Source organism: Pseudogemmobacter blasticus, assembly GCF_003071405.1.
GTDB classification, from domain to species: Bacteria; Pseudomonadota; Alphaproteobacteria; order Rhodobacterales; family Rhodobacteraceae; genus Pseudogemmobacter; species Pseudogemmobacter blasticus.
In genome coordinates, this window is the sequence record NZ_CP020470.1 from 697460 (window position 1) to 722237 (window position 24778).

25 protein-coding genes are annotated in these 24778 nt (G+C 67.2%); 11 read left to right on the top strand and 14 right to left on the bottom strand.

Going from position 1 to position 24778, the window contains the following annotated elements:
* Positions 1 to 2 precede the first annotated feature (2 nt).
* The 5 genes from B6K69_RS03350 to alr form a co-directional block, all read right to left on the bottom strand.
* The gene (locus B6K69_RS03350) at positions 3 to 425 is read right to left on the bottom strand and encodes a paraquat-inducible protein A (protein ID WP_107674844.1); all 423 of its coding nucleotides are present in this window, start codon (positions 423 to 425) and stop codon (positions 3 to 5) included.
* A 52-nt stretch (positions 426 to 477) separates the two neighbouring features.
* The gene (locus B6K69_RS03355; protein WP_108642777.1) at positions 478 to 924 is read right to left on the bottom strand and encodes a hypothetical protein; all 447 of its coding nucleotides are present in this window, start codon (positions 922 to 924) and stop codon (positions 478 to 480) included.
* A gap of 92 nt (positions 925 to 1016) precedes the next feature.
* Positions 1017 to 1775 (bottom strand): ABC transporter ATP-binding protein, encoded by a 759-nt coding sequence (locus B6K69_RS03360; protein WP_108642778.1) that lies wholly within the window; start codon positions 1773 to 1775, stop codon positions 1017 to 1019.
* Complete coding sequence (locus B6K69_RS03365; protein WP_108642779.1) at positions 1772 to 2560, bottom strand: MlaE family ABC transporter permease; 789 nt, start codon at positions 2558 to 2560, stop codon at positions 1772 to 1774. Before B6K69_RS03365 ends, B6K69_RS03360 begins: the two co-directional genes overlap by 4 nt.
* Entirely contained in the window at positions 2557 to 3606 is a 1050-nt protein-coding gene (alr, locus tag B6K69_RS03370; RefSeq protein ID WP_107674848.1) for an alanine racemase, read from the bottom strand. Before alr ends, B6K69_RS03365 begins: the two co-directional genes overlap by 4 nt.
* Positions 3607 to 3745: 139 nt before the next feature.
* On the opposite strand from alr, the gene B6K69_RS03375 reads away from it, so the two are divergent.
* From B6K69_RS03375 to B6K69_RS03400, 6 genes are all read left to right on the top strand, one after another.
* Complete coding sequence (locus tag B6K69_RS03375) at positions 3746 to 5674, top strand: heavy metal translocating P-type ATPase (protein WP_108642780.1); 1929 nt, start codon at positions 3746 to 3748, stop codon at positions 5672 to 5674.
* A 54-nt stretch (positions 5675 to 5728) separates the two neighbouring features.
* A complete protein-coding gene (gene radA / locus B6K69_RS03380; RefSeq protein ID WP_108642781.1) occupies positions 5729 to 7087 on the top strand; it encodes a DNA repair protein RadA in 1359 nt (452 codons plus the stop codon).
* Between the two features lie 22 nt (positions 7088 to 7109).
* A complete protein-coding gene (locus B6K69_RS03385; protein ID WP_108642782.1) occupies positions 7110 to 7715 on the top strand; it encodes a CvpA family protein in 606 nt (201 codons plus the stop codon).
* 103 nt (positions 7716 to 7818) lie between these two features.
* The gene (gene purF / locus B6K69_RS03390; RefSeq protein ID WP_107674507.1) at positions 7819 to 9291 is read left to right on the top strand and encodes an amidophosphoribosyltransferase; all 1473 of its coding nucleotides are present in this window, start codon (positions 7819 to 7821) and stop codon (positions 9289 to 9291) included.
* Complete coding sequence (locus tag B6K69_RS03395; protein WP_108642783.1) at positions 9288 to 9647, top strand: iron chaperone; 360 nt, start codon at positions 9288 to 9290, stop codon at positions 9645 to 9647. The genes purF and B6K69_RS03395 overlap by 4 nt, the downstream gene beginning before the upstream one ends.
* Before the next feature lie 93 nt (positions 9648 to 9740).
* Entirely contained in the window at positions 9741 to 10403 is a 663-nt protein-coding gene (locus B6K69_RS03400) for an SDR family NAD(P)-dependent oxidoreductase (RefSeq protein ID WP_108642784.1), read from the top strand.
* On the opposite strand, the gene tspO is transcribed toward B6K69_RS03400, so the two are convergent.
* The 3 genes from tspO to B6K69_RS03415 all read right to left on the bottom strand — a co-directional run bounded on the left by tspO (position 10395) and on the right by B6K69_RS03415 (position 13471).
* On the bottom strand, positions 10395 to 10856 hold the full coding sequence (gene tspO / locus B6K69_RS03405; protein WP_107674536.1) for a tryptophan-rich sensory protein TspO: 462 nt from the start codon (positions 10854 to 10856) through the stop codon (positions 10395 to 10397). The genes B6K69_RS03400 and tspO overlap by 9 nt on opposite strands.
* A 69-nt stretch (positions 10857 to 10925) precedes the next feature.
* Complete coding sequence (crtB, locus tag B6K69_RS03410) at positions 10926 to 11939, bottom strand: 15-cis-phytoene synthase (protein WP_108642785.1); 1014 nt, start codon at positions 11937 to 11939, stop codon at positions 10926 to 10928.
* Positions 11936 to 13471, bottom strand: coding sequence for a phytoene desaturase (locus tag B6K69_RS03415; RefSeq protein WP_108642786.1), 1536 nt, complete (start codon positions 13469 to 13471; stop codon positions 11936 to 11938). Before B6K69_RS03415 ends, crtB begins: the two co-directional genes overlap by 4 nt.
* A 179-nt stretch (positions 13472 to 13650) precedes the next feature.
* Here B6K69_RS03415 and crtA point away from each other — a divergent pair, with 179 nt between their 5' ends.
* Genes crtA through bchO form a run of 5 tightly spaced genes read left to right on the top strand, consistent with a single transcriptional unit; the run spans position 13651 to position 18169 of the window.
* Complete coding sequence (gene crtA / locus B6K69_RS03420) at positions 13651 to 14367, top strand: spheroidene monooxygenase (RefSeq protein ID WP_108642787.1); 717 nt, start codon at positions 13651 to 13653, stop codon at positions 14365 to 14367.
* Between the two features lie 23 nt (positions 14368 to 14390).
* On the top strand, positions 14391 to 15395 hold the full coding sequence (gene bchI / locus B6K69_RS03425) for a magnesium chelatase ATPase subunit I (RefSeq protein ID WP_107674513.1): 1005 nt from the start codon (positions 14391 to 14393) through the stop codon (positions 15393 to 15395).
* Positions 15392 to 17071, top strand: coding sequence for a magnesium chelatase subunit D (locus B6K69_RS03430; RefSeq protein WP_108642788.1), 1680 nt, complete (start codon positions 15392 to 15394; stop codon positions 17069 to 17071). The genes bchI and B6K69_RS03430 overlap by 4 nt, the downstream gene beginning before the upstream one ends.
* 27 nt (positions 17072 to 17098) lie before the next feature.
* Complete coding sequence (locus tag B6K69_RS18115; protein WP_164681872.1) at positions 17099 to 17269, top strand: hypothetical protein; 171 nt, start codon at positions 17099 to 17101, stop codon at positions 17267 to 17269.
* 18 nt (positions 17270 to 17287) lie between these two features.
* Complete coding sequence (gene bchO / locus B6K69_RS03435) at positions 17288 to 18169, top strand: alpha/beta fold hydrolase BchO (RefSeq protein ID WP_108642789.1); 882 nt, start codon at positions 17288 to 17290, stop codon at positions 18167 to 18169.
* 66 nt (positions 18170 to 18235) lie between these two features.
* On the opposite strand, the gene idi is transcribed toward bchO, so the two are convergent.
* The 6 genes from idi to bchE all read right to left on the bottom strand — a co-directional run bounded on the left by idi (position 18236) and on the right by bchE (position 24713).
* Positions 18236 to 18772, bottom strand: a complete 537-nt coding sequence (gene idi / locus B6K69_RS03440) for an isopentenyl-diphosphate Delta-isomerase (protein ID WP_107674537.1) — start codon at positions 18770 to 18772, stop codon at positions 18236 to 18238.
* Positions 18773 to 18792: 20 nt separating this feature from the next.
* Positions 18793 to 19986 (bottom strand): geranylgeranyl diphosphate reductase, encoded by a 1194-nt coding sequence (locus B6K69_RS03445; protein WP_108642790.1) that lies wholly within the window; start codon positions 19984 to 19986, stop codon positions 18793 to 18795.
* Between the two features lies 1 nt (position 19987).
* Positions 19988 to 21289, bottom strand: coding sequence for a BCD family MFS transporter (locus tag B6K69_RS03450; RefSeq protein WP_108642791.1), 1302 nt, complete (start codon positions 21287 to 21289; stop codon positions 19988 to 19990).
* Positions 21290 to 21293: 4 nt separating this feature from the next.
* A complete protein-coding gene (gene chlG / locus B6K69_RS03455; protein WP_108642792.1) occupies positions 21294 to 22190 on the bottom strand; it encodes a chlorophyll synthase ChlG in 897 nt (298 codons plus the stop codon).
* A gap of 119 nt (positions 22191 to 22309) precedes the next feature.
* Complete coding sequence (gene bchJ, locus B6K69_RS03460) at positions 22310 to 22948, bottom strand: bacteriochlorophyll 4-vinyl reductase (protein WP_108642793.1); 639 nt, start codon at positions 22946 to 22948, stop codon at positions 22310 to 22312.
* A 13-nt stretch (positions 22949 to 22961) separates the two neighbouring features.
* On the bottom strand, positions 22962 to 24713 hold the full coding sequence (gene bchE / locus B6K69_RS03465; protein ID WP_108642794.1) for a magnesium-protoporphyrin IX monomethyl ester anaerobic oxidative cyclase: 1752 nt from the start codon (positions 24711 to 24713) through the stop codon (positions 22962 to 22964).
* Between the last annotated feature and the right edge of the window lie 65 nt (positions 24714 to 24778).

Here is a 24778-nt window from a genome sequence, read left to right on the forward strand (position 1 = left end):
CGTCAGCGGGCGGTGCGCCAGCCAAGAAACAGCGAGGCCAGGATGCAGCCGGTGAACAGATACAGGCCCCAGGCCGTTTCCACCGTGACCATGCCCGCGCCCTTGGCGATCACGATGTAAAGCGCGATCAGGAACACATCGGCCATGGCCAGCTTGCCCAGAACATGCAGCGCCGGCAGCACGCGCGGCGCCAGCAGGCCGAACTGCACCAGGGCCAGCCCGATCACCTTGGCATAGGGGGCAAAGACCGCAAGGAAGGTGACCAGCAGCGCCAGCGCCGGATCACTGCCCCACAGCGATTGCAGCCCGGTGATGACGCTGATCTCGTCCATGCCGAAAACCGGCAGCAGGGCCGCCCGCATGAGCGGCGCGAACCACGCGACGGGAAACAGCAGCAGAAGGGCCAGATTGAGCGCGGCGGTCATTGCCACGGCCTGCCAGCCACAGGCTGCGCGGTCAAGAGGTGCGCGCGGGCGGTCAGCGCCGCGGGGCCGGCCGTTCGGGGCGCACCGGCAGGCTGGCCGGGCGTGTGGCCCGGCGCTCGGGCAGGCGCACGACGTTGGACGGCAGATCAGGCACGGCCGCCGGGCGGACCGTCCTTGGCACCGAAGCGGGCGCGTCCAGCCAGCGTTGCAGCGTTGCGCAATCCTGGCGGGCGGCGGCCAGTTCGTCGGTCAGCGCCACGATCATGGCGTCGCGATCGCGGTCGGATCGCCCCCGCCGCGCCAGGGACAAAGCCAGTGCCCCGGCCAGAACGGCCATACCGGCCAGCAGCAGCGGCAGCGGCGGCACCCAGGCCAACCGCCCGGCAAAGGCAAGGCCGGTCACGATCAGCAGACCCGACACCAGAGCGCAGGCAAGACCAAAGGCCGCGCCACGCAGCGTGCCGGGCAGAAAAGCGGGATTGGCCCTGTCCTGTGCCATGTTCGCAGTTCCCTTGCCCCCGGAACCAGCCAACTGCGCTTGCAGGGATTCGGCAAGCCTTTTCGGGGGCAAGGTCCGGGACCAAACGCCGCTTAGCGCACCGACGGTATCGGTCCTTCGGCGCGGCCGTGGATGAACTGCTGGACGTAAAGGTCTGGTGTGGCATCCATTTCTGATACCGGGCCGGTCCAGCGGATCAGCCCGCCATGCAGCATCGCCACCCGGTCGGCAATGGCGCGGACCGAGGACATGTCATGGGTGATGGTCATCGCGGTGGCGCCCATCTCGACAACGATTTCGCGGATCAAATCGTTGATGACGCCCGACATGATCGGGTCCAGCCCGGTGGTCGGTTCGTCGAAGAAGATGATCTCGGGGTTGGCGGCAATGGCGCGGGCCAGACCCACCCGCTTCTGCATCCCGCCCGACAGTTCGGCGGGATAAAGGTCGGCAACCTGGGGCCCAAGCCCGACGCGGCGCAGCTTTTCCAACGCGATCTCGCGCGCTTCTGCCCTGGGCCGTTTCAGCGCACCGCGCATCAGCCGGAAGGCGACGTTTTCCCAGACGCGCATACTGTCGAACAGCGCCCCGCCCTGAAACAGCATCCCGAACCGCGCAAGGAAGGCGTCACGCTCGGCCCCGCTGTCGTGGCGTGTAACATCCTGCCCGTCCAGCGTGATGCTGCCCGCATCAGGGCGCACCAGCCCCAGCACGCATTTCAGCAGCACAGACTTGCCGGTGCCCGAACCACCGATGATCACCATGCTTTGCCCGCGCGGGATCACCAGATCCACGCCCTGCAGGACACGGTTCGCACCAAAGGCCTTGTGGACGCCGCGCAGCTCGATCATGCCGAAAAGAACACCTCGGTCAGGATGTAGTTGGACGCAAGGATCAGCACGCTGGCCGAAACGACGGCGGCCTTGGTGGCGGCCCCCACCCCTTGCGCGCCGCGGGCAGAATTCATGCCGTGATAGCAGCCCATCAGCGCCACAAGGAAGCCGAAGACCGCGCCCTTCACCAGACCCGAGCCGACATCCCAGAACTTAAGGAAGTCCATCGTGTTCTTCAGATAGGTGGCCGAGTTGAAATCCAGCCGGGTGATACCGACCATCCAGCCGCCCATGATGCCGATGGCATCGCCCACGCCAACCAGCACCGGCACCGTCAGCGTGGCGGCCAGAAGACGCGGCGCGGTCAGGTATTTCATTGGATTGGTGGACAGCGTCACCAGCGCATCGATCTGTTCGGTCACCTTCATGGTGCCGATCTCGGCCGCGATCGAGCTGGCGACCCGCGCCGCGACCATCAACCCGCCCAACACCGGCCCCAGTTCACGCGCCATGCCGATGGCCACGATCTGCGGAACCACCGCCTCGGCGTTGAAGCGCGATCCGCCGGCGTAGATCTGCAAGGCCAGCGCGCCGCCGGTGAAGATGGCGGTCATGCCCACCACGGGCAGAGAGTTCCAGCCGATCTGCATCACCGCATGGCCGAATTCCCGGGCATAGAACGGCGGTCGCAGCATGTGGCCCACGGCCGCGATGGCGAACAAGACCACCCGCCCCACAGCCGCCAGCGCGGCAAGAACGGGCCGTCCCAGGGCCGCCAGCGCCGCCGGCAGCGCGCCGGTCATCCGCGCCGCTCCTGATAGCGGCGGGCGTAGCGCGCCCCAAGCGAGGTGAGGATTTCATAGCTGATCGTTCCGGCCGCATCGGCCAGATCGTCGGGGCTTTGATAGGGGCCAAGGATGTCCAGCGTCCGGGGCACTTCGGGCAGATGGGTCACATCGACGGTGATCAGGTCCATCGACACCCGGCCGACCAGCGGACAGGGAATATCGCGGTCCCAGAGCATGGCCCTGTTCGACAGCGTGCGCGGCAGGCCATCGGCATAGCCGGCAGCCACGGTTGCAATGACCGCCGGCCCTTCGGCCTCCCACGCGCAGGAATAACCCACGGCTTCGCCGGGGGCGACCTCGCGGGTCTGGATCACCGGCAGCGACAGGCTGACCACCCGCTCGGCTGTATCGAAGGGGCGCCCGCCATAAAGGCCGATACCGGGACGGGTCAGATCGAAATGATACTGCGGCCCCAGCATGATGCCGCCGGTGGCCGCCAGGCTGCGCGGCAGGCCGATGCCATCGGTCATCTCGTGGAAAGTCTGCAACTGGCGCAGGTTCATCGGGTGATCGGGTTCATCGGCGCAGGCAAGGTGGCTCATCACCATCACGGGGCCGGCCTCGATCAGGATCGGGGCTACGGCCTGCCATTCCACCATTTCCAGCCCCAGCCGGTTCATCCCGGTGTCAAGCTGCACGCCAAAGGGGGCGCCGGGCAGCGCCTCAAGGTGGCGGGTGATCTGCTCCAGGCTGTTGAGCATCGGCGTCAGGTCGAGATCGTGGATCATCTCGGTGTCGCCGGGCATGTGGCCGGACAGGATGTTGATCTGCGGGCCGGGGCCAAGCGCCTGCCGCACGGCGGCGCCTTCTTCCGCCAGGGCAACGAAGAAGCGGCGGGCGCCGGCCTGGGCCAGCGCACGGGCCACGCGCCCGGCCCCAAGGCCGTAGGCGTCGGCCTTGACGACGCCGGCCGTTTGCACCCCCGGGCCGGACAGCCGGTCAAGGGCACGCCAGTTCAGGGCGATAGCTTCAAGATCAATGGTAAGGGTCGCGTTGGCCATGCGCGTCTTAATCGGCAGGTGCGGGCGCCGGGTCAAGGGGGAAAGGCGGGCCGCCTGCGGCATCAGCAGCCGCTTAGGACCGGGCCGGCTGCGGGAATTTGTCCCTTGCGCCTGCCGCGGCACAGGGCGACCAAGGGACATGGCCCATGACATTCCCCCCGCTGACGCAAATTCGTCACAAGACCCCGCCAACGACGGTGCACTTGACCTGGTGCTGACCAGTTTGACCGTTGCCGGTTTGTGCGTTGCTGCGATTGATGCCTTTCTGACGCCCCTGCCCGCGCTTCTGGTGCGGGCGGCGCTGATCCTGGCCTATCTGGCCGGCGGATTGCCGCCGTTGCGCAGCGCCATGGTCGAACTGTTCCGCAACCGCGTGCTGGACATCGACCTGCTGATGGTGATCGCGGCGCTGGCGGCGGCATTGGTCGGCTCGCCCCTTGAAGGCGCGGTGCTGCTGGCGCTGTTCTCCATCGCCGGCACGCTGGAAGGCCGTGCCATGGGCCGGGCGCGCAATGCGGTCGAGGCGCTGATGCAGTTGCGCCCCGACACGGCGCTGCGCCTGGGGCCGGATGGCGCGGTGGTCGAGGTGGCCGTGGGCGATCTGGCCCCCGGTGACCGGGTGGTGCTGCGCCCCGGCGCACGGGTGCCGGTCGACGGGCGCGTGGTCGAAGGCGAAGGCCGGCTGGACGAAGCGACCGTGACCGGGGAATCGCTCCCGGTGAAGAAAGGCCCCGGCGCGGCGGTGTTCGAGGCCTGTGTGAACCTGGACGGCGTGCTGGTGGTCGAGGTGACACGCGCCCTGGCCGACAGCACGGTGGCGCGGATGATCCGGCTGGTGACCGAGGCGCAGGCCGCCAAGGCCCCGTCGGAACGGTTCTCGGACTGGTTCGGCCAACGCTATACGGTCGCGGTTCTGGCCGGGTCGATCCTGGCCTTCTTTGGTTTTCGCGCGGCGGGGTATGAGGCGGACCATGCGCTTTATCACGCCGCCACGCTGCTGGTCGCGGCCAGCCCCTGCGCGGTGGTGATCTCGGTCCCTGCGGCCATCCTGTCTGCCTTGTCCGCATCGGCACGGGGCGGTGTTCTGTTCAAGGGAGGCGCCGCGCTGGAACGGCTGGCCGCGGTGCGGGCCTTCGCCTTTGACAAGACCGGCACGCTGACCACCGGCCGGGCCGAAGTGACGGGCATCCACACCGCCACCGGCGACGAGACTACCCTGCTGGCCCTGCTGGCAGGGCTGGAGGCCCATTCCGAACACCCGATTGCCGACGCGATCCGCCGCGCCGCCCTGGCGCGCAAGGTGGTACCTGTTCCTGTCACGGCGGTGCGGGCGCTGCCGTCCGAAGGCATCATCGGGCTTGATCCTGCAGGGGCCGAGGTCTGGGCCGGCAATGCCCGGATGCTGGACCGAATGGGCGCGACCGCAGAAGCCGCCGCCCTGCAAGCCGACGCGGCCGAGGATACGCAGGTCTGGGTTGGCCGGGGCGCACAGGTGCTGGGGGCGGTCCGGGTGGCCGATGCGCCGCGCGAAACATCAGCCGCGGCGCTGGCGGCGCTGCGGCAAGGCGGGGTGCAGCGCATCCTGATGATGACCGGCGACCGCCGCCCGGTGGCGCTGCGCATCGGACGCGCGCTTGGCTTTGCCGAAGATGACATCGCTGCCGACCTGCTGCCCGCCGACAAGGTGAAACTGGTCGAGCTGATGGCGGAAACCGGCGCTGTGGCCTTTGTGGGCGACGGGGTGAACGATGCGGCTGCGCTGGCGCGGGCTGATGTCGGCATCGCGATGGGGGCCGCCGGCAGCGAGGTGGCGCTGCAAGCCGCCGACGTGGCCCTGATGGCCGAGGACATGGCCCAGCTTGCCGCCGCCCACCGGATTTCCCGCCGCGCCGCGCGGATCATCCGGCAGAACCTGACCTTTGCCATTGGCGCCATGGTGGTTCTGGTCATCGGTGGACTGTTCTTCGAACTGCCCTTGCCGCTGGCGGTGATCGGCCACGAAGGCGGTACGCTGCTGGTGGTGCTGAACGGCTTGCGCCTTCTGGCCGACCCGATCCGCAAGGGCTGAGGCCCGCGCCACAAGGCTTGCCCGCCGCCCCCCTGCCGGGATAGGCAGGGGGCCATGAGCAAGGCCGCCCCGTCCTTCACCTGCACCGCCTGCGGTGCCACCAGCCGCAAATGGGCGGGTCGCTGCGAAGCCTGCGGCGCGTGGAACTCCATCGTCGAAGAGGCGCCGCTGTCCTCGGGGCCGAAAGGCCCCACCGCCCGCGGCCGCAGTGTTGCGCTGACCGACCTTTCCACTGAAGAGGCGCCACCGCCGCGCGCGGCCTCGGGCATTGCCGAATTCGACCGCGTGCTGGGGGGCGGTCTCGTGCCAGCATCGGCCATTCTTGTTGGCGGTGATCCGGGCATCGGCAAATCGACGCTGCTGTTGCAGGCCGCGGCAAGTTTCGCCCGCAAGGGGTTGAGTGTCATTTATATCTCCGGCGAAGAGGCCAGCGCCCAGGTGCGGATGCGCGCCCAACGGCTGGGCCTGACAGAAGCCCCGGTCAAGTTGGGGGCCGAAACCGCGCTACGCGACATCCTGACCACGCTGGATACCGAACGCCCCGGCCTTGCCATCCTCGATTCGATCCAGACCCTTTGGCTGGATACGGTTGAGGCCGCTCCGGGCAGCGTCAGCCAGGTCCGTGCCTCTGCACATGAGCTGGTCACTTTCGCCAAACGCCGCGGGGTGTCGGTCATCATCGTTGGCCATGTGACCAAGGACGGCCAGATTGCCGGGCCGCGGGTTGTGGAACACATGGTCGATACCGTCCTGTATTTCGAAGGGGAACGCGGCCACCAGTTCCGCATCCTGCGGGCGGTGAAAAACCGCTTCGGCCCCGCCGATGAGATCGGCGTGTTCGAAATGACCGGCAACGGCCTGCAAGAAGTGGCGAACCCTTCGGCCCTGTTCCTGTCGGCACGCGACGCCCCTGCCCCCGGCAGCGCGGTCTTTGCCGGCATCGAAGGCACAAGGCCGGTGCTGACAGAAATTCAGGCGCTGGTCGCCCCGTCCACCCTTGGCACGCCACGGCGCACCGTGGTCGGACTTGATTCGGGGCGGCTCTCCACCATTCTGGCGGTGCTGGAATCCCGTGTCGGGATTCCGTTCACCGGGCTGGACGTGTTCCTGAACGTAGCCGGGGGCCTCAAGGTCAGCGAACCCGCCGCCGATCTGGCCGTGGCCGCCGCCTTGCTGAGCGCGCGCGAGGATGTGGCGATCCCGCCCGACATGGTGCTTTTCGGCGAGATCAGCCTGTCGGGCGCGCTTCGGCCGGTATCTCAAACGGAAAACAGGTTGAAAGAGGCCGCGAAACTTGGTTTCACACAGGCGGCCCTGCCGGCCGGCTCCAAACACGGGGCGGATGCCGGGTTGCGGTTGCGCGAAATGGCCGATCTGACGGCCTTCACCGGTGAAATGTTCGGAGCGGGCTGACCAAAGGCCCGAGAGGTGACAGATGGATAACTTTACCTGGGTCGATGGCGGCGCTGCCGTGATCATCCTCCTCTCGGCGATCCTGGCCTATTCGCGGGGTCTGGTTCGCGAGCTGATGGCGATCCTTGGCTGGGTCGGCGCGGCCATCCTGGCCTTCATCTTCGCGCCCGCCGCCACGCCGCTGGTCAAGGAGATTCCCATGGTGGGGGATTTCCTGGCCGACAGTTGCGAATTGTCGGTGGTGGCGGCCTTTGCCGGCGTCTTCGCCTTGGGGCTGATCGTGGCGGCGCTCTTCACACCGCTTTTTTCGTCGGTGATCCAGCGTACCGCACTTGGCGGCATCGACCAGGCGCTTGGCTTCCTGTTCGGCGTGCTGCGCGGTGTGCTTCTGGTGGCGGTGGCCTTCATCGTCTATGACCGCGCGCTGGCCAACCAGTCGATCCCGGCCATCGACAATTCCCGCACCGCCAAGGTGTTCGCCAACTTCCAGTCCTCGATCGACGCCTCGATCCCGACCGATGCGCCGGGCTGGATCGTCGCCCGCTACAATGATCTGACCACCGTCTGCACGCCGAACGGCACGCCGGCGGCCCCTGCTGCACCTGACTCTGCCCCCGCAACACCGTAACCGCGCACAGAGGCTGCGCCGCAACGCGGCGCGCCGCAGGTGGACAGCCGGGTTTGCAACGACTAGATGAAGCCCAATCCCGTTCCCGGATTCGGAGGCCCTGATGCGCCCGTTCCTTTCCCACCCTTTCGACCCGCTTCAAGACGGGGACAAGCTGAAGGAGGAGTGCGGGATCTACGGCGTCATCGGTCTGGCCAACGCATCCAACTTCGTGGCGCTTGGCCTGCACGCCCTGCAGCACCGCGGGCAGGAAGCCGGCGGCATCGTGTCATATGACCCGGAAGGCGGCTTCAACTCGGCGCGGCGTTTCGGCTATGTGCGCGACAACTTCACCAAGCCCGATGTGATGGACACCCTGCCCGGCCCGCTGGCCATCGGGCATGTGCGCTATTCCACCGCCGGATCGAAGGGCGCCACCGCGATCCGCGACGTGCAGCCCTTCTTCGGCGAATTCGCCATCGGCGGCTGCGCGATTGCCCATAACGGCAACCTCACCAACGCCGCCGCGCTGCGCAAGCAACTGATCGAGCGCGGCTCGATCTTCCAGTCCTCGTCCGACAGCGAATGTATCATCCACCTGATGGCGCGGTCGATCCAGAAGACACTGGCCGAACGCATCAAGGATGCGCTGCGCGCCGTGGAAGGCGCCTTCTCGGTCATCGCCATGACCCGGACCAAGCTGATCGGCGTGCGCGATCCCCTGGGGGTGCGCCCGCTGGTGATCGGGCGGTTCGGCGAAGGCTGGGTGCTGTCGTCGGAAACCTGCGCGCTGGACATCATCGGTGCGGAATACATCCGCGACGTGGAACCCGGCGAAATGGTGGTGATCGAGAATGGCACGCTGTCGTCATCGCGCCCCTTCGCGCCGGCGCCGTCGCGCTTCTGCATTTTCGAACAGGTTTATTTCTCGCGCCCCGATTCGATCATTGGCGGCCGTTCGGTCTATGAAACGCGCCGGCAGATCGGCGTGGAGCTGGCCCGCGAAGCGCCGGTCGAGGCCGATCTTGTCTGCCCGGTGCCCGATTCCGGCACGCCCGCGGCCATCGGCTATGCCCATGAGAGCGGCATCCCCTACGGCATGGGCATCATCCGCAACCAGTACATGGGCCGAACCTTCATCGAACCTACCGACCAGATCCGCAACATGGGGGTGCGGCTCAAGCTGAACGTGAACCGGGCGCTCATTCGCGGCAAGCGGGTGATCCTGGTAGACGATTCGGTCGTGCGGGGCACCACCAGCCGCAAGATCAAGGACATGATCCTTGATGCCGGCGCGGCCGAGGTCCACTTCCGCATCGCCAGCCCCCCCACCGCCTGGCCCTGCTTCTATGGCGTCGATACGCCCGAACGGTCGAAACTCCTTGCCGCCACCATGAGCGAGGACGAGATGCGCGACTGGATCGGGGTGGACAGCCTGAAGTTCATCTCGCTCGACGGCCTCTACCGCGCCGCGGGTGAGGCGGCGGGCCGCGACCCCAAGGCGCCGCGCTTCTGCGATGCCTGCTTCTCGGGCGACTACCCGGTCGCCCCGGCCGACAAGCTGGCCGAGGGCTTTCAGATGAAGGCGGCCGAGTGAGCGAGGCTGTCGAAGCCTACCTTGCCGCCCTGCCCGCCGATCAGCAAACGGCGCTGCGCGAACTGCGCGCAACCCTTGCCCGCTTGCTGCCGGATCATCTGGAGGTAATGTCCTACGCCATGCCCGGCTTTCGCCAGCCGGGGCCCAAGGGCCGCATGGTCGCGGGCTACGCGGCCTTCACCCGCCACCTGGGCCTTTACCCCCATTCCGGCAGCGTCATCCCGCAGATCGACTGCCACCCGTTCAAGACCTCGAAATCGGGCGTGCTCTTCACCCCCGGCAGCCCTTTGCCCGAGGCGCTGGTCGAAACCATCCTCCGCACCCGTCAGGACGAAATCGCGGCCAAGGGTCGCTGAGCCTTCGCCTTGCCCTTTCATCTGTCCTCAAATATCCCGCAGGGGTCCGGGGGCTGCGCAAGACCCTGGCCGACGCAAGGAACCAGAACCGCCATGACCCAGAAGATCGCCCTCATCACCGGAGCCTCGCGTGGCCTTGGCTTCTCGCTGGCCGAACAGCTTGCCCTGCGGGGCTGGCATGTGGTGGCGGTGGCCCGCACCGTGGGCGGGCTTGAGGCGCTGGATGACAAGGTGAAATCCGCCGGCCTGCCCGGTGCGGGCGGCGTGACGCTGGCCCCGATGGACGTGACCGACGACGGTGCGATGCGCCATCTGTGCCGGTCAATCCATGACCGCTGGGGCGGGTTGCAGTTCTGGGCCCATACCGCCATCCGCGCCGATGCGCTGACACCGGCACCCTCGGTCGACATGGCCGATCTGGACAAGTCCATCGCCGTCAACCTGCGCGCCGCCACCGCCCTGATCCCGATGGTCGAACCGCTGCTGCGGGCCGGTCAGGGCCAGGCGCTGTTCCTAGATGACCCGATGCCCGGCACCGCCTATGCCGGCGCCTATGGCATCACCAAGGCAGGCCAGATTGCCCTTGTCCGGGCCTGGGCCGCCGAGACCCGCAAGATTGGCCCCAGGGTCAGCCTGCTGACCCCGGCGCCGATGCCCACTGCGGTGCGGGCCCGCTTCTATCCCGGCGAGGATCGCAGCGTTCTGGCCGAACCGGCGGACGAAGCCCGCCGGCTTCTGGACCAGCTCTCAGCCTGAGACCTGCGGATTCAGCCGCACGACCGAGATGTTCAGCGCCGCTGCGGCGCTGACCCAGGCCACATAGGGCAGGAACATCAGCCCGGCCCAGACATCCAGCCCGAAGGCCGAGATCGTCAGCAGCACAACCGACACCCAAAGCCCCGCCATCGGCACCAGGGCCGCCTTGATCTTCTTCAATCCGAAGAACACCGGCGACCACAGGGTATTGAAAGCGATCTGCGCCGACCACAGCGCAAGCGCCTGCGCGTTGCCTTCGATCGCCGACAACCGGGTCGCGGCAATCGCGCTCAGCAGGTAAAGCGTGGTCCAGGCTGTGGGGAACACCCAGCGAGGCGGCGTCCAGTCGGGCTTTTTCAGCCCGTCATACCATTCGCCGGGCTTGAACATCGCCCCGGTGCCTGCAGCCGCGGCGGTTGCAAGCAGGTATGTGAAGAAAATCGACAGGTTCATCATGGCCCTCCTAAGCGCGACTCGCGCAAGGCAGCACCCGCCCGGAAGTCAGGTCGCGGTCATCGCCCCTCAGGCAGAGGCGCGGCGATTGCGGTCCCGGGCTTCAAGCTGTGCCAGAACCGACAGTAGCGCATCGCTGCGCCCGCGCACCACCCCGCCCCTTGCCGCAGCGTTCACAAGGAAGGCAACTTCCGGCTCGGGGGACGCGTGAATGATCGCAGGCTGCGGCATCACGCTGGTCAGCGCCGCCCGCAGCCCCGCCTCGCCCAGCCAGGCCAGCTTCTGCAGTTTCGAGGTATGGGCGCGGCGCGTCAGGCTGTCGAACCCGTTGCGCGCCACGGCGCCGCCGATCCCGTCATAGATCAGCCGCGCCGCCCAGATTCCGGGCCGACAGGCCAGCGGCAAGGCCCCGATTCCCGATTCCGACCGCCAGTACAGCCGCCGCGCCTGCGCCAGCAGCCGCCGCACCACCCGGCGCAGGCCGGGCGTCGGTTCACGCAGGGCGAAAAGCGTGTCGGGCGTGATCCCCTCTTCGGCCAGCCAGTCCAGCGGCAGATAGACCCGGCCCGCGCGGGCATCCTCGCCCACATCGCGGGCGATGTTGCTCAGTTGCATGGCCAGACCCAGGTCGCAGGCCCGCGCCAGCGCATCCGCCTCGCGCACCCGCATCAGCACGCACATCATCACGCCGACCACCGCCGCAACGCGGGCGGAATAATCCAGCACCCCCGACAGGGTGTCGTAACGCCGCCCCGTGGCATCCCAGGCCATGCCTTCCAGCAGAGCGTCGGGCAGTTCCCGCGGCATCTCGAATTCTTCCACCACGGCGGCGAAGGCACGGTCCGGCGCGGCGTCGAAGGGCTGGCCGGCATAAATCCGGTCCAGCCGGTCACGCAGATGCAGGACGGCTTCGGTCTTGTCGGCGCCTTCGTCCACGGCGTCATCGCTCAGCCGGCAGAAGGCATAGAGCGCCAGCGCCGGATCGCAGACCCGGCGCGGCAGCAACCGCGAAGCCGAATGGAACGACAGCGATCCGGTGCGGATCGCGGCCCGGCAGGCCAGAATATCCGCCTCGGCGATCATTCCGCCGCCATCCGGTAGGCTCGCGCCCGCAGGTGCGGCGCATCGGGAATCAGTTGCGCCGTCACCTCGGCCGAGCCGATCACCCCTGGCACCCCTGCCCCCGGATGGGTGCCCGCACCCACCATGTAAAGGCCGGGCAGCTCTTCAGAAATGTTGTGCGGCCGGAACCAGGCCGATTGCAGGATGCGCGGTTCCAGCGAGAACCCGGCGCCATAGGGCGACAGATAGCGGTCGCGGAAGGTTTCCGGCGTGAAGACAAGGCTTTCGGTGATCTTGCTGCGGAAGCCGGGGATCAGTCGTTCCTCCAGCACCGCGGCGACCTTTTCCTTGTAACGGTCGGCCTCGGCCGCCCAGTCCACCGGGTTCTTCGCAAGATTCGGCACGGGCGATAGCACATAGAACGTATCATCCCCGCGCGGCGCGACCGATGGGTCGGTCACACTGGGACGATGGACATAAAGGCTCATGTCGTCGGCCAGCTTGCCGTTTTCGAAGATGTCCTTGATATGGGCCTGATAGCGCGGCCCGACCACGATGGTGTGGTGCCCCACGTCGCGCCATTGGGTCGAGGTGCCCTTGGTGCCGAAGTACCAGACGAACAGCCCCATCGACCAGCGTTTGGCCGCCAGCCGTTCCGGCGTCCAGCGCCATTTGAAACGGTTGCGCATCAGCCTGTCATAGGTATGGCCGGGGTCGGCGTTCGACACCACCACCGCCGCGGGCAGCACGGTTCCATTGCCCAGCCGGACGCCGGCGGCGCGGTTGTCCTGCGCCAGGATCTCGTCCACCTCCTGCCCCAGCAGGACAGTGCCCCCCTGCAGCTTGATGACCTTGACCATCGCATCCGCGATGGCCTGGATGCCGCCTTGTGCGTAATGCACGCCAAAGGCCTTTTCCAGATGGCTGACCAGTCCGTACATCGAGGTGACGTGGAACGGATCGCCGCCGATGAACAGCGGGTGGAACGACAGCGCAAAGCGCAGGTGACGGTCCAGCACACGCCGGGCGGCGTGGTCATGGATCGACCGATCTGCGCGCATCATGGCGAATTTCGGCAGCACCTTGATCAGATCCCACAGCTTGTGCTGCGGGCGGCGGCCAAGGCCTTCATAGCCAAAGGAATAGCGGTCCTCGGCATCCTTCAGGAACTGCTCGTATCCCTTGAGGTCCGATTTGCGGATTCGCTCGACCTCGGCCTTCATGGCGGCCGGATCACCGCGCATGGTGAAGGTCTCGCCATCATGGAAGCGGATTTCGTAGTAAGGGTCCATCGCGACCAGTTTCACATCCTGGTCGAAATCGCGTCCACAGACGGCCCACAGATCGCGCAACCCCTGCGGGACGGTCACGATGGTGGGGCCAAGATCGAACCTGTGCCCGCCCTTGGTGATGGACGACCCGCGCCCGCCGGCACGGTCCAGCTTGTCGACCACGGTCACCTGATACCCCTTGGCCCCCAGCCGCATGGCTGCGGCAAGCCCCCCAAGGCCCGCACCGATGACCACGGCGGCCGTCGGATCGGGTTTCGGCATGGAAACAGGGGCAGCAGGGCTGGCGGGGGGGATGGAGGATGCTTGGGTCATGGCTTTCATGATAGACTGTCAATCCAAATTGACAATATGTCGCCTTGGCGCAGTGATATATGTCATTTTCTCTTCCGTCCCACTGCATTAATTGTCACACATAATTGACACCCAAGGGACCGCGCCCGATGCCCGTCGCCAGCCTCAGCCTGTTCCGCTTTGACGGAACGCTTGACCGCCTCTGGGTGGTCACGCAGATGGTGTCGGCCCGGCTGACCTTGCGAAACGAATCTGCGCTGCGCTTCTGGAAACTTTGCGGATCGGGCACCGGCGAGGGGTTCACCCCGCGGCCCAACTGGGGTGTCTGGGCCATCATGGCCACCTGGGACGATCTGGAAACCGCCCGCGCCCGCACGGCGCAAAGCCCTGTCTGGCAACGCTGGCGGGCCCATGCCGATGAATCCGCCACGGTTTTTCTGGCCCCGGTTTCCTCACGCGGGACATGGGGCGGTGTGAACCCGTTTCCCGCCGGGCCAGACAGCGGCACCGGCCCGCTGGTCGCGCTGACCCGCGCCAGCATCAAGCCCGGCAATGCCCGCCGTTTCTGGGCGCGCGAGCCGGAAATCTCGGCCCGGATCGGTGCCGACCCGAACGTGATCTTCAAGATCGGCATCGGCGAACTGCCCTTGCTGCATCAGGTCACCTTCTCGGTCTGGCCCGATGCGGCCACCATGGCCGCCTTCGCACGCGGCAACACGCCGCACGGATTGGCCATCAAGTCCGTGCGCGAGGAGAACTGGTTCTCCGAAGAACTTTACGCCCGCTTCCGCCTGCTTGGCGCCGAAGGCCGGTGGGAGGGGCGCGCCCTTTCCGACCGGCTTGGCACCGCTACGGTGGCAGCCTGAACCGCCTGAAAGGACACCGGGACATGCGTCAGCCTTTCCCCTTCTCGGCCATCGTCGGCCAGGACGCCATGAAAACCGCCATGGTGCTGACCGCCATCGACCCCGGCATCGGGGGCGTGCTGGTCTTCGGTGACCGCGGCACCGGCAAATCCACCGCCGTTCGCGCCCTTGCCGCCCTGCTGCCGCCGATCGAGGCGGTCGAAGGCTGCCCGGTGAACTCGGCCCGGCGCGAGCTGTGCCCCGACTGGGCGTTGATCACATCCGACCGGATCATCACCAAGCCTACCCCCGTGGTCGACCTGCCGCTTGGCGTGACCGAAGACCGCGTTGTCGGCGCGCTGGACATCGAACGCGCCCTGACCCGGGGCGAAAAGGCCTTTGAACCGGGCCTTCTGGCCCGCGCCAACCGTGGCTACCTTTACATCGACGAAGTGAACCTGCTGGAAGACCACATCGTCGATCTGCTGCTGGACGTGGCGCAGTCGGGCGAAAATGTGGTCGAGCGTGAGGGCCTGTCGATCCGCCACCCGGCGCGGTTCGTGCTGGTCGGCTCAGGCAACCCGGAAGAGGGCGAACTGCGGCCGCAATTGCTGGACCGGTTCGGCCTGTCGGTCGAAGTGACCTCACCGCGCGACATCGACACCCGGGTCGAGGTGATCAAGCGCCGTGACGCCTATGAGAACGATCACGAGACGTTCATGTCCTTGTGGCGCCCGATGGATGCGGGCCTGCGCAACCAGATTCTTGCCGCGCGCGAGGCGCTGCCGAAGCTGGACACCCCGAACACTACCCTGCACGATTGCGCGGCCCTGTGCATCGCGCTTGGGTCTGACGGGCTGCGCGGCGAACTGACGCTGCTGCGCGCCGCACGCGCCCTGGCCGCATTTGAAGGCGCCCCCGCCGTGGCCCGCAGCCACCTGCGCGCGGTCGCCCCCATGGCCCTGTCGCACCGCCTGCGCCGCGACCCGCTGGATGAAGCCGGATCGGGCGCCCGCGTCGCGCGATCCCTGACCGAGGTGCTGCCCTGATCCCGCCCCTGCATCGGGCGGAAATCGCCCTGTCGCTTCTGGCCATCGACCCCGCCGGGTTGAAGGGGCTGTGGCTGCGCGCCCGTGCCGGTGCCCTGCGTGACCGGGTGACCGACGGGCTGGCCGCCCTGCCCCTGCCGCTGCGCCGCCTGCATCCCAACGTGGCCGACGATGCGCTTTATGGCGGGCTGGATCTGTCTTCCACCCTGGCCGCCGGCCGCCCGGTGATGACGCGCGGCCTGCTGGCCGACCCAACGGCACTGGTGCTGACCATGGCCGAACGCACCCCGCCCGGCCTGGCCGCCCGGCTGGCCACCGCGCTGGATGCCCCCGCGCATTGCCTGATCGCGCTGGACGAATCCGCCGACCCCGATGAAACCCTGCCCACGGCCCTGACCGACAGGCTGGGTCTGTTCCTGTCGCTTGACGGGATCATCTGGTCCGAGACCGAACCCCTGCGGCTGGACGCGGACGCCTTGGCCACCGCGCGGGACAGGCTGGCGCTGGTCCGGGTGCCGCCGGATGCGGCGGGCCTTCTGACCCGCGCCGCCGCCGAACTGGGCATCGTCTCGCTGCGGGCACCGCTTTTGGCCATCGCCGCCGCCCGCGCCCATGCCGCGCTGATGGGCCGGCCCGTGGTGACCGAAGACGACCTGCGCATCGCCGCCGACCTGACCTATGCGCACCGCGCCCTGCCTGCCCCCGAATCGTCGCAGGATCAGGACCAACCTCCACCGCCACCGCCGCCCGAGGACCAACCCGATCAGGGCCCCTCCGACAATCAGCAGGACGACACCGCGATCCCCGAAGAAATGCTGGTCGAAGCCGTGCGCGCCGCCCTGCCGGCCGACCTGCTGGAACATCTGGCCGCCGGCCGCGCCGCCCGCGCCGCCAAGGGCGCCTCTGGCACCGGGGATGAGCGGCAGGGGAACCGCCGTGGCCGCCCGCTGCCATCGCGCCCCGGCCGTCTGGTGCCGGGCGCCCGGATCGACCTGGTGGCCACCCTGCGCGCCGCCGCCCCCTGGCAGCCGCTGCGCCGGCGCGAGGCAAACCGCCCCGAGGCGGTGCTGCTGGTGCGCGGCTCTGACCTGCGGCTCAAGCGGTTCAAGGAAATGTCCGACCGCGTGCTGATCTTCGCCGTCGATGCCTCCGGTTCGTCCGCCTTCGCCCGTCTGGCCGAAGCGAAGGGCGCGATCGAGCTTTTGCTGGGCCAGGCCTATTCGCGGCGTGACCATGTGGCGCTGCTGGCGTTCCGTGGGATGCAGGCAGAGCTGATCCTGCCGCCCACCCGCAGCCTTGTGCAGACCAAACGGCGGCTTTGCGCGCTGCCCGGCGGAGGCGGCACGCCGCTGGCCTCGGGGCTGACGCTGGCGATGGCCACCGCCGATCAGGCGCGTAAACGCGGGCTGACCCCGACCATCGCCGTGCTGACCGACGGGCGCGGCAATATCGCGCTGGACGGCACCGCCGACCGCCCCCGGGCCGAGGCGGATGCCCTGAAGGCCGCGCAGGCGATCCGGGCCACCGCAACGCCCACGCTGGTGATCGACACCGCCAACCGGCCGCAGCCCAGCCTGCAACACCTGTCGCGCGCGATGGACGGCACCTATCTGGCGTTGCCCCGCGCCGATGCCCATCGGCTGTCGAACGTGCTGGAAGCCGCGCTTGGCGCGTAAGACCGCCATCCGAAAGGAGCGAAGACCATGAGAGACATCGACACCTGCCCGAACTGTGGCGGCTGGTTCTCGGTGCACGAAGTTGCGCCGCCTTCGGCCACGGCGCGCGGGCGGGACTCCCTTTCCTGCCCGCATTGCCGCTATACCTTTGCGCAAGACTGGAAAGACGGGTCCGCCGCGCAGCGCCCGTCGCGCTGATCTGCCAAAGGAAGCCGAGTGGAACCTGCCCGCCTGCCCCGCGACTGGCCCTATCGCGACCGGATTTCCCGCATTGCCTGCGCCCCGAATGACTGGGCGGTGCTGGACATTGGCACCGGGCCGGACGTGCTGCTGCTGCACGGCGCGGGCGGGTCGGCCCACAGTTTCCGCAACCTGATTCCGCATCTGTCGGGTTATCGCGCGCTGGCGATAGATCATCCCGGCCAGGGTTGCACCCGTGCGGGCAACCGCGCCCGGCTGGGCATCGACGCCGTGGCCGAGGATCTGGCGCGTCTGATAGCGCAGCAGGGATGGCAACCGCAGGCGGTGATCGGCCATTCCGCCGGGGCGGCACTGGCGCTGCGGCTGGCCGAGATCGTGCCGCTGCGCGCCGTGGTCGGCATCAATGCGGCCCTTGGTACCTTTGAGGGGGCGGCGGGCGTGCTGTTTCCGCTGTTCGCCCGCGTTCTGGCCGCCACGCCCTTCGTGCCCGACCTGTTTTCCCGCGTCTGGGGCAATGCGGCCGCCGTGAACCGGCTGATCGGATCTACGGGGTCGCATCTCGATGCCGCAGGATTGGCGCAGTACCTGTGGCTGGTGCAGAACCGGGGCCATGTCGATGGCACGCTGGCGATGATGGCCGCCTGGCGGCTGGAGCCGCTGCTGGCGCGGCTGCCCCGGATCGTCACGCCGGTGCAACTGATCGCCTCGTCCGGCGACCGCACGGTTCCCGCACGCATCTCTCGCGCGGCAGCGGGGCGGATGACCACGGCCAGTTATCAGGAACTGCCCCGGCTTGGCCATCTGGTGCATGAAGAGGCCGCGGACAAGGTGGCGGCGCTTCTGCTGCCCTGGCTACAGGCCCGCCTGAACGACGCGGCAGAACCCGGAAGAACCTGATCTTCGCCGCAGACTCCGCCGATTTTTCAAAAGGCGCGCCCGGGACATCCGCCGGGCGTGCGCGTCTCAATCGCCCCGGACCGCGCCCGATCCGAAGATGCGGTCGATATGTTCGGTCAGGTAGATGCGGACCCAGGGCGTAAACCGCTCGGGGTTGCGCAGCACCTCGGCCGACAGGTCGTACAGATCAACCCACCGCACTTCGGCCACCTCGTCGGGGTTCAGCTCGACCTTCAGGTCGGGCTTGGCTTCCGCAACGAAGATGTCAACCAGCTCATGCTCGATCAGCCCGTTGCCCACCTCGGCCCGGTATTCAACCCGGTCGGCGAAGGCGGGGAAAACGCCGGTGATCCCCAGCTCTTCCCGCAGGCGGCGCACGGCGCAGGCGGCCGGCTCTTCATCCCAGCGGGGGTGGGTGCAGCAGGTGTTGGCCCACAACAGCGGGGTATGATACTTGCCCGCCGCCCGACGCTGAATCAGCACACGCCGACCGTCCACCACGAACACCGAAACAGCCTTGTGACGCAGGCCCTTCTGGTGAACCTCCAGCTTACCGACCGGGGTCAGCTTGCCATCCACCCAGGCGGGGATCTTTTCTTCCAGCGATGCCGCCGCTTCGGTCATCATGTCCATTCCGGCTTTACCAGCCCCATCAGATGCGCAAGGTTCTTGATGCCGATCTTGATGTGCGCCAAGGGCCGCGCCGAGACCAGCTTCTTGTTCATATAGGCTTCAAAGGTCAGCGTCTGCACGTCGCGATCATGGCAAAGGCTGACGAACCGCTCGCGCCGTTCATCGCTCTTGTAATAGGCGTCCTGCATCGACCGCAGGGCACGGAAGACGTTCTTGTGTTCGGCCATGAAGGTCTTGCGGGCAAGCGCCAGATCGGCGGCACGTCCGCTTTTCAGCACCGCCACCGCGGCCTTGGCCGCAACCTGGCCGCCGACCATGGCGTAATAGATCCCTTCGCCAGATGAGGGGGCCACCACGCCCGCCGCATCTCCCGCCAGCACCACGTCGCGGCCGTTGTCCCAGCGATCCAGCGGTTTCAGCGGGATCGGGGCGCCTTCCTTGCGGATCGTCTCGCATTGCGCCAGCCCGGCCGAGGCGCGCAGCGCGGCGGTGGCCTCTTTCAGATCAAAGCCGTCATGCCCGGTGCCCATCCCGACCGAGACTGTCTTGCCGTGCGGAAACACCCAGCCATAGAAATCGGGCGAGATGCGGCCGTCATAGATCACGTCGCAGCGCGCGGGATCATAGCCCGGCACCGCCTCGGGCGCGCGGATGATTTCGTGATAGGCGATCACATAAGGGATGGTATCGCCGCCCGGCACGTTCTCGCGCGCCACCTGGCTGCGGGCACCGTCGGCACCGATCACCACCTTGGCCAAGGTGCGGCGTTCCTCGCCGCTGGCCTTGTCGCGCCAGACGACATGGGTGCCCTTGTCATCGCGGTCGATCCGCACATAGGTGCCGGTCAGACGGGTGGCGCCGCTGCTGGCGGCGCGGGCGCGCAGGAATTCGTCGAACTGTTCGCGGTCGACCATGCCGACATAGCCGCCCTTGATGTGGATATCGACCTTGCGCCCGGTGGGTGAGACCATGCGGGCACAATTGACCCTGGCGACGATCTGTTCGTCGGGAATGTCGAAGTCACGGATCAGCCGGGGCGGCACGGCCCCGCCACAGGGCTTGATGCGGCCGGCCCGGTCCAGCAGGGCCACCTTGCGGCCGGCGCGGGCCAAGTCATTGGCGGCGGTGGCCCCGGCAGGGCCGCCCCCCACCACGAAGACGTCGAAATCTGGCGTCTCGGTCATCTCATTCTCCCGGGACAAGGGTTTTATCGGCGGTTTTCTCGGTCTGGCGGCGCGGGGCAGCGGATTCGATCACCGATGCGGCCACCACGGCCGAAATCAGGAACAGGGCGGCTTCGCCCAGGAATACAGCGCCAAAAGCGGCAGGGTCCGACAGGACGGTGCGCAGAAGATCCGCCGCCCCGGCCCCCAGAAGGCCCCCGAAACCGGCGGCAATGGCCTGCGCGGCGCCCCAAAGGCCCATGCGGGTGCCCTCGCGCGCCTCGCGTCCGGCCCCGGCCAGCGCCATCATCGACCCGATGGCCGCCACCGCGAAGACCCCGTTGAAAAAGCCCATGGCCACCACGGCCGGCACCAGCCCGCCCGCCCCCGAGAGGCCCAGTCCGGCGATCACCGCCAGGGCGGCGGCCGAACCAAGGCAGCCAAAGATCACCCAGAACCGCAGGCTGCCGATGCGCAGCCCGGTCGAGGCGATGCCCACCACCAGCATACCGACGAACACGCCACCGTTCTGCGCCCCGGAAAGCTGCGTCGACTGGCCGGGATTGAAGCTGAAGACCAGCCCGGCAAAGGGCTCAAGGATCAGTTCCTGCAGGAAATACGCGGTCATGGACAGGAAGATGAACAGGGTAAAGGCCCGCGCGCGGGGTTCGCGCCAGATCTCGGCCAGACCTTCGCGGAAGGGCGAGGGCTTTGGGTCGCGGTCGGCAATCACCCGCCGTTCGATCCCCCAGATCGCGGCCGTGGTCAGCAGCACCGCACCCGCCGTCACCGCGCCGACGATTTCCAGCAACAGCGCGGGCGAATAGGGTTGCAGCAGCGTGCCCACGGTTCCGGCGGTGGCGGCAATTCCGAAGATCATCATCAGCCAGGTGATGGTGGCCGCCGCAGCCCGGCGGCGCGGATCGGTGGCGGTGGCCAGCAGCGCCAGAAGCGAGGTGCCCGAGGCCCCTGCCCCCAGCCCGATCAGCGCATAGGCCAGAACCGACAGCAGCAGCCCTCCGGTCCGGGTTTCGGGCATGATCACCACCGCCAAAGCGGCAAGGAACGCCCCAGACGCCAGCGCGCCCATGCCGCCGATGACAAAGGCGGTGCGGTTGCCCTTGGTATCGGACCGGAAGCCCCAGCTTGGCCGGGTGATCTGGATGCCGTAATGCAGCGCCACCAGCGCGCCCGGCACCAGCGCCGGCAGCGCCAGCTCCACCACCATCAGCCGGTTCAGGGTGCTGGTCGTCAGCACCACCACGGCCCCGATGCACATCTGCACCAGGCCAAGGCGGACAATCTGAAGCCAGCTCAGACGCATGCCGTTACAGCCCCCGCAGCGCGAACGCCGAGATCATCATCCCCGCGACATACAGCACCACGCCGGTGCCGTTGTACCAGGGCGCCTTGCCCTTCGGGTCGCGGAACAGAACGCGCATGGCCGCGAATTGCAGCAGCAGCAGCGCGAAGACCGCCAGCGCGTGCCAGGGCTTGGACCAGACCAGCAGAAGCGAGATCACCAGAAGCTGCGCCAGCGACATGACCGTGCAGGCCACCTTGGCCGCCACTTCCGGCCCCAGAACCACGGGCAGCGAGCGGACACCGTGAACACGGTCGCCCTCCAGCGCCTTGAAATCGTTGAGGGTCATGATGCCATGCGCGCCAAAGGCATAGAGGAACGCCACGGCGACGATCTCGAACCTCGGGGCGCCATGCAGCAGCACTGCCGCGCCGGTGAACCACGGCAGGCCTTCATAGCTGAGACCCACCAGACCCGGCCCCCACCAGCCGGACCGTTTCAGGCGAACTGGCTCGGCCGAATAGGCCCAGGCGGCAAGAACTCCCACCACGGTGGCGCCAAAGCCCCAAGGGCCAAGCAGCCAGCCCACGGCCAGCGACAGCGCCGACATGGCCAGCGCGATATACAGGCCCCAGCGGCCGGGGATACGGCCCGAGGGGATGGGACGGTCGGGTTCGTTGATGGCATCGACATGGCGATCGCACCAGTCGTTCGCGGCCTGGCTCATGCCGCAGACGATGGGACCGGCCAGCACCATGCCAAGGGCGACCAGCATCCAGTTCGGCCCAAGCGGAACGCCGCAACTGACGGCCCCGCAAAGAAAGGCCCAGATCGGCGGGAACCAGGTGACAGGCTTGATCAGCCGCAGCATGGCGGCCGGTTCGGGCAGGCGCCGGGGCGCAAGGGAAACAGATGTGCTCATGACAGGAATAGACAGGACATTGCGGAGTCGGGCAAGCGCAGAGTGTAAATCAAGCCTGACACTCCTTGTGCAAAATGGCCGCAGCCCGGTTGACAGGGCCGCGGCGCGGGCCGGATGGATCAGACCCCGCTGGCGCGGCTGCGCCGGCTGAGGCCCTGCGGATGCAACGCGAAACGACAGACCTCTGCCCCGGTTGCGGTGCAGTCGGTTTCCTCGACAACCACCGAAGGCCAGACCAGCCGGGCGAACAGCCGCTCGAACACCGCGACATGCCAGACGCAGGCCGCATGATCGGCAAACACCGGCGCCAGCGGGTTGTTCCGCAGTTCGAACACCAACGGCAGGCGGCTGGCGATCCGGAACTTGCCAGAACCGGCGAAGGTCCAGGAATGTTTGGCAATGGCGCCGGCCAGAACCCAGGCACCGACATAGCCGGGCAACGCGCGGATCACCGCCTGCGCGGCCCGGGGAATCCGGTTGGCAAGGATGTAGTCTCCGGTCGCCAGACCGGCGAGGCGCAGGATGCCCTCGGCCTTTTCGCCCATCACGCTGCGCACGGCATCATGCACTGCGCGACAATCGGCTTCGGGCAGCATCCCCGCATCGGCAGGCGGCACCTCGACCCCGGCCACGGACATCACCCGGTCGCGCACGACCTGACCTTCGCAATGGTCCAGCACGGCGATGGTTTGCAGAATGGCGTTCGGCCCGATCCGGGCCGAACCCTCTTTGGGTTCGAAGGCGCGACTGCCGTCCATGGCTGTCCCTCCGTTACTCGGCAGCATCCACCATCTGTTCCTTGCCACCGCCGCAGGCCATCGGACCCTCGGCCCTTGGCGCGACTGTGCTGTGCTCGGCGCTGCGCGCCTCGTGTGCTTCGGCCGACAGGTCGAACTCGTCCTCGGCATCGGCGGGCATCACGAAGTTGGCGGCAGACCGTTCGGCGGCGCGTTCCTTCATCTGGGCCTTGATCGCCGCCTGACGTTCCTTGTGCTTGCGCGAACGGTCGGCTGCGGCTTCCCAGTCGGCGACCTGCGCCTCGGCGATCTTGCGGGTATCGTCGAAGTGGAAGTCCACCTTGTCCTTGGTCTGCGGGCCCCAGTAGCCGGCCTTGCCAAGGTCATAGAAGGTGCGCCCCACCCCTGCCTTGAGGAAGGCCTTGAGGCAGCCCAGCAGATACTTGCGCCGGAACCCGGTGCCGCGCCAAGGATAGTGGAACAGCGCCTTGCGCATGTAGAACCGGCGGTAATTCTTCATCACGCCGTCCAGCAGCTCGCCCCGGGTCAGCGCGGCGGGCTTCATGATCGGCGTCACGAAGTTGTATTTCGAGAAGTCGAAGACCTCGACCTGATCCTTGATTTCCTGGAACAGCGGCGTGAAGGGCCAGGGCGTGTACATCGACCAGTTCGCCAGATCGGGCTGCCAGTCCCAAGCCATTTGGAAGGTCTCTTCCAGCGTCTCCTTGGTCTCGTTGTCAAGGCCGACGATGAACTGCGCCTCGGTGAAGATGTCGGCCTCGCGCAGAAGGCGGATCGCCTCCTTGTTCTCGGCGACAGTGGTTTCCTTGTTGAACAGATCCAGCTTCAACTGGGCGGCGGCTTCGGTGCCAAGGCTGATGTGGACAAGGCCTGCTTCACGATAGAATTTCAGCAGGTCGCGGTCGCGGTAGATGTCGGTCACGCGGGTGTTGATGCCCCATTTGACCTTGTGGTTCAGACCGCGGTCGATCATCTCCTGACAGAATTCGACGAACTTCTTCTTGTTGATCGTCGGTTCCTCGTCAGCCAGGATGAAGAAGCCGACGCCGTGGTTTTCGACCAGATCCTCGATCTCGTCCACCACCGCCTTGGGATCGCGCACACGGTAATCGCGCCAGAACTTCCACTGCGAGCAGAACGAACAGGTGAACGGGCAGCCGCGCGCCATGTTCGGGATGGCGACCCTTACCCCCAGCGGGATGTAGATGTATTTGTCCCACTGGATCAGCGTCCAGTCCGGCTTGATCGCGTCCAGGTTCTTGACTGTGGGCGCGGCCTGGGTGGCGACGATCTCTTCCCCGTCGATGAAGGCCAGCCCCTTGATGCTGCGGCGATCTTCCGGCCAGCGGCCATCGCGCACGGCCTCGGCCAGGGCAACCATGATCTCCTCGCCTTCGCCGCGGACGATCACGTCCACCCAGGGTGCTTCGGACAGCACCTGACGATACATGAACGTGGCATGGACGCCGCCCAGAACGCGCACCGCGTTCGGCACGACTTCCTTGGCGATCTTCAGCGTTTCCTCGGCCTCATAGATCGAAGGCGTGATCGAGGTCACACCGATCAGGTCAGGCTTCAGTTCCTTGAGCCGGGCGCGCAGTTCGTCATGGCCGACGTGCAGCGTCATCGCGTCAATGAAATGGATGTCGTCAAAGCCGGCGGTTTTCAGCGAACCCGCCAGATACGCGACCCATGCCGGAGGCCAGTTGCCCGCGATTTCGGCTCCGCCGGAATGATAATTGGGGTGGACGAAGACGATTCTCATCGGAGGCCTCCTAAAGTGTCAACCGAAGTTGACAGAAGAATTGCCATATGAAATTGACAAAGATC